Origin of the sequence: Pantoea sp. CTOTU49201 (assembly GCF_032054795.1) — a bacterium.
Taxonomy (GTDB): Bacteria; Pseudomonadota; Gammaproteobacteria; order Enterobacterales; family Enterobacteriaceae; genus Pantoea; species Pantoea symbiotica.
This window is the reverse complement of record NZ_DAMBSA010000459.1, coordinates 1-3,484: the sequence shown is the minus strand read 5'-3', so window position 1 is coordinate 3,484 and position 3,484 is coordinate 1. Positions and strand designations below refer to the sequence as shown.

The following is a 3,484-nucleotide window of genomic DNA, read 5'->3' as shown; positions in this document are numbered from 1 at the left end:
CGCCACTACATTCTGTGGCTGTTGATGACGATTTTGCTGGCGTTAAAAACCTTTGCCTTCACGCCCGTTGCCGACGGCAAGGCGATTCAGACGTTGCTGCTGTCACTGCTGGCTGCGGCGGTGTTTGTGCCCTATTTCAAACGCTCTCAACGCGTGAAACAGACGTTTATCCAGCCATAATGATGTGAGTTTCGTCAGCAATTTAATTCTGAGTGCTCTCAACGACCACACAAACCCGGTGAAGGTTGAGATGCACCTCTCAATTCCGGATAATAGACGCCTTTCGGCTTCCCAGGTTAAAAAATGACCGATTACTTACTTCTCTTTATTGGCACAGTGCTGGTGAACAACTTCGTGTTGGTCAAATTCCTCGGCCTTTGTCCCTTTATGGGCGTGTCAAAAAAACTGGAAACGGCCATCGGCATGGGACTTGCCACCACTTTCGTTATCACGCTGGCGGCGATCTGCGCCTGGCTGGTGAACCACCTGATTCTGGTGCCGCTCGATCTGGTTTATCTGCGTACCCTCGCCTACATCCTGGTGATTGCTGTTGTCGTGCAGTTCACCGAAATGGTGGTGCGCAAAACCAGTCCGTCACTTTATCGCCTGCTGGGAATCTTTTTGCCGCTGATCACCACCAACTGTGCGGTGCTGGGCGTGCCACTCTTGAGCGTTAATTTGAATCACACCTTCCTGCAAGCGGCGCTGTATGGCTTCAGCGCGTCACTCGGCTTCTCGCTGGTGATGGTGCTGTTCGCGGGCATGCGCGAGCGTCTGGTGCTGGCGAATGTTCCTGCGCCGTTTAAAGGCAACTCGATTGCGCTGATCACCGCTGGTTTGATGGCGCTGGCCTTTATGGGCTTCACCGGGCTGGTGAAATTCTAATGACCGCGATTTGGATTGCGATTGTCGCACTTGCTGCATTGGGCCTGGTGTTCGGTGCCCTGCTCGGTTACGCCTCGCGTCGCTTCGAGGTGGAAGAAGATCCGATTGTTGAACAGATCGATGAGATTTTACCGCAGAGCCAGTGTGGGCAGTGCGGCTATCCCGGCTGTCGTCCGTATGCCGATGCGGTAGGTAATAACGGCGAAGCCATCAATAAGTGTGCGCCCGGCGGCGAGCAGACCATGCTCAAGCTGGCTGCGCTGCTTAACGTTGAACCGCAACCGCTCGACGGCGGCGCAGAAGTGCTGGAGCCGATACGTACCGTGGCGTGGATCGATGAAGAGAACTGCATCGGCTGCACCAAATGTATTCAGGCTTGCCCGGTGGACGCCATCGTCGGTGCCACGCGCGCCATGCACACGGTGCTGAGCGACGTCTGCACCGGTTGCGATCTCTGCGTTGCGCCTTGCCCGACCGACTGCATTGAGATGCGCCCGGTTGCCACCACCACGGCCAACTGGAAGTGGAATCTCGACACCATTCCTGTACGGGTGATCCCGGTAGAAACAACCCATGCTTAATTTGTTTAACCTGTTCCGCAAAGAGAAGCTGTGGGATTTTCAGGGCGGTATTCATCCGCCGGAAATGAAAACACAGTCCAACGGCACGCCGCTGAGTCAGTTACCGCTGCCTGAGCGCTTTATCATCCCGTTAAAACAGCATATCGGCCATGAAGGCGAGATTTGCGTAGCGCCCGGCGACAAAGTGCTGCGCGGTCAGCCGCTGACCTTTGGCGGCGGACGCATGCTGCCGGTACACGCTCCAACCTCTGGCACCATCGAAGAGATTGCGCCACACATGACGGCGCACCCTTCTGGCCTCTCCGAGCTGTGCATTTTCCTGCGTGCCGACGGCGAAGATCGCTGGACCACGCTCGATCCGCAGCCCGATTACCGCGCCCTGTCGCGTGAAGAGGCCGTCAAGCGCATTCACGATGCCGGCATTGCCGGTTTAGGCGGCGCGGGCTTCCCGACCGCCACCAAACTGCGCGGCGGCCTGCGCGGCGTCAAAACCCTGATCATCAACGCCGCTGAGTGCGAGCCTTACATCACCGCCGATGACCGTTTAATGCAGGATTGTGCTGCCGAAGTGCTGGAAGGCTGCCGCATTCTGGCGTGGGTATTGCAGGCGGAACGCGTGCTGATCGGTGTTGAAGATAATAAACCGGAAGCCATTGCTGCACTGAAACAGGCATTGGGCGGCGATCGTGAATTGCAGATTCGCGTCATCCCCACCAAGTATCCTTCTGGCGGCGCGAAACAGCTGACGCAAATTCTTACCGGTCTCGAAGTCCCACACGGCGGACGCTCCACCGATATCGGTGTGCTGATGCAGAACGTCGGAACCGCGTGGGCGGTAAAACGCGCCATCGTTGACGGCGAACCGATCACCGAACGCGTGGTGACGCTGACCGGCGAAGCGCTGGCGCGCCCACGCAACGTCTGGGGACGTCTCGGTACGCCGGTGAGTCACCTGCTGCAGCATGCCGGTTTTACGCCGGGCTCGCGCCAGATGGTGATCATGGGCGGTCCGCTAATGGGCTTTACCCTGCCGTCGTTGAACGTGCCGCTGGTGAAAATCTCTAACTGCATTCTGGCGCCATCCGCCAGCGAAATGGGCAACGATCAGGAAGAACAATCCTGTATCCGCTGCAGCGCCTGCGCCGATGCCTGTCCGGCCAAGCTGCTGCCGCAGCAGCTATTCTGGTACAGCCAGGGCGGCGATCACGAAAAAGCGCGCGCACATAATATTGATGACTGCATTGAGTGTGGTGCCTGCGCTTACGTCTGCCCAAGTAACATTCCGCTGGTGCAATATTATCGCCAGGAGAAGGCGGAACTGCGCGCCATCGACCTCGAAGCGAAACGCACCGCCGAAGCGAAAGCGCGTTTTGAAGCGCGTCTGGCACGTCTGGAGCGCGAAAAACAGGCACGTGAAGCGCGTCATGAAAATGCGAAACAACGTGTGGCGCGCAGCGACCAGGGTGAACGGGACGCCGCTGTGGCACGTGTGAAAGCGCGTCAGGAAAAAACGCCGGAGCAGGATGCTGCTGAGCGCGAAGCGCGTCACGCACAAGCCTTAGCGCAGCAGGCCGAGAAGCAAGCTGAAACTCAGGCGTTGAGTCGTCAATCTGGCGATCCGCGTAAAGCGGCGGTGGAAGCGGCAATTGCCCGTGCGAAGGCGAAGAAAGCCGGCGCACCGGTTGTTGACGACGCGCCTGCCGCTGAACCTGCGGCTGAGGTTGACCCGCGCAAAGCGGCCGTGGAAGCCGCGATTGCGCGTGCGAAAGCCAAAAAAGCCACCGCTGCCGCTGAACCGGCACCTGTCGAGCCGCCAGCGGACGCGCCTGCTGCTGAAGTCGATCCACGCAAAGCCGCCGTTGAAGCGGCGATTGCCCGTGCGAAAGCGAAGAAAGCCGCCGCTGCCGCACAATCTGCTGAACCGGCACCTCCCACGCCGCCAGCTGAAGAACCTGCTGCTGAAGTCGATCCGCGCAAAGCCGCCGTTGAAGCGGCAATAGCGCGCGCGAAAGCCAAAA

General features: G+C 58.8%; 4 protein-coding genes. All 4 read left to right on the top strand.

The features are described 5' to 3' along the window. On the top strand, positions 1 to 180 hold a 180-nt coding region (locus RTY00_RS22090), incomplete at its 5' end, for a DUF2569 family protein (protein WP_312666249.1). A 123-nt stretch (positions 181 to 303) separates the two neighbouring features. Then, positions 304 to 885 carry an electron transport complex subunit RsxA gene (gene rsxA / locus RTY00_RS22085; protein WP_008110256.1) on the top strand — a complete coding sequence of 194 codons (582 nt, stop codon included), beginning with the start codon at positions 304 to 306 and terminating at the stop codon, positions 883 to 885. Next, on the top strand, positions 885 to 1,466 hold the full coding sequence (rsxB, locus tag RTY00_RS22080; RefSeq protein WP_008110257.1) for an electron transport complex subunit RsxB: 582 nt from the start codon (positions 885 to 887) through the stop codon (positions 1,464 to 1,466). Before rsxA ends, rsxB begins: the two co-directional genes overlap by 1 nt. Continuing rightward, positions 1,459 to 3,484 (top strand): electron transport complex subunit RsxC (gene rsxC / locus RTY00_RS22075; protein WP_312666247.1); only part of this gene is annotated, 2,026 nt, incomplete at its 3' end. The genes rsxB and rsxC, both read left to right, overlap by 8 nt.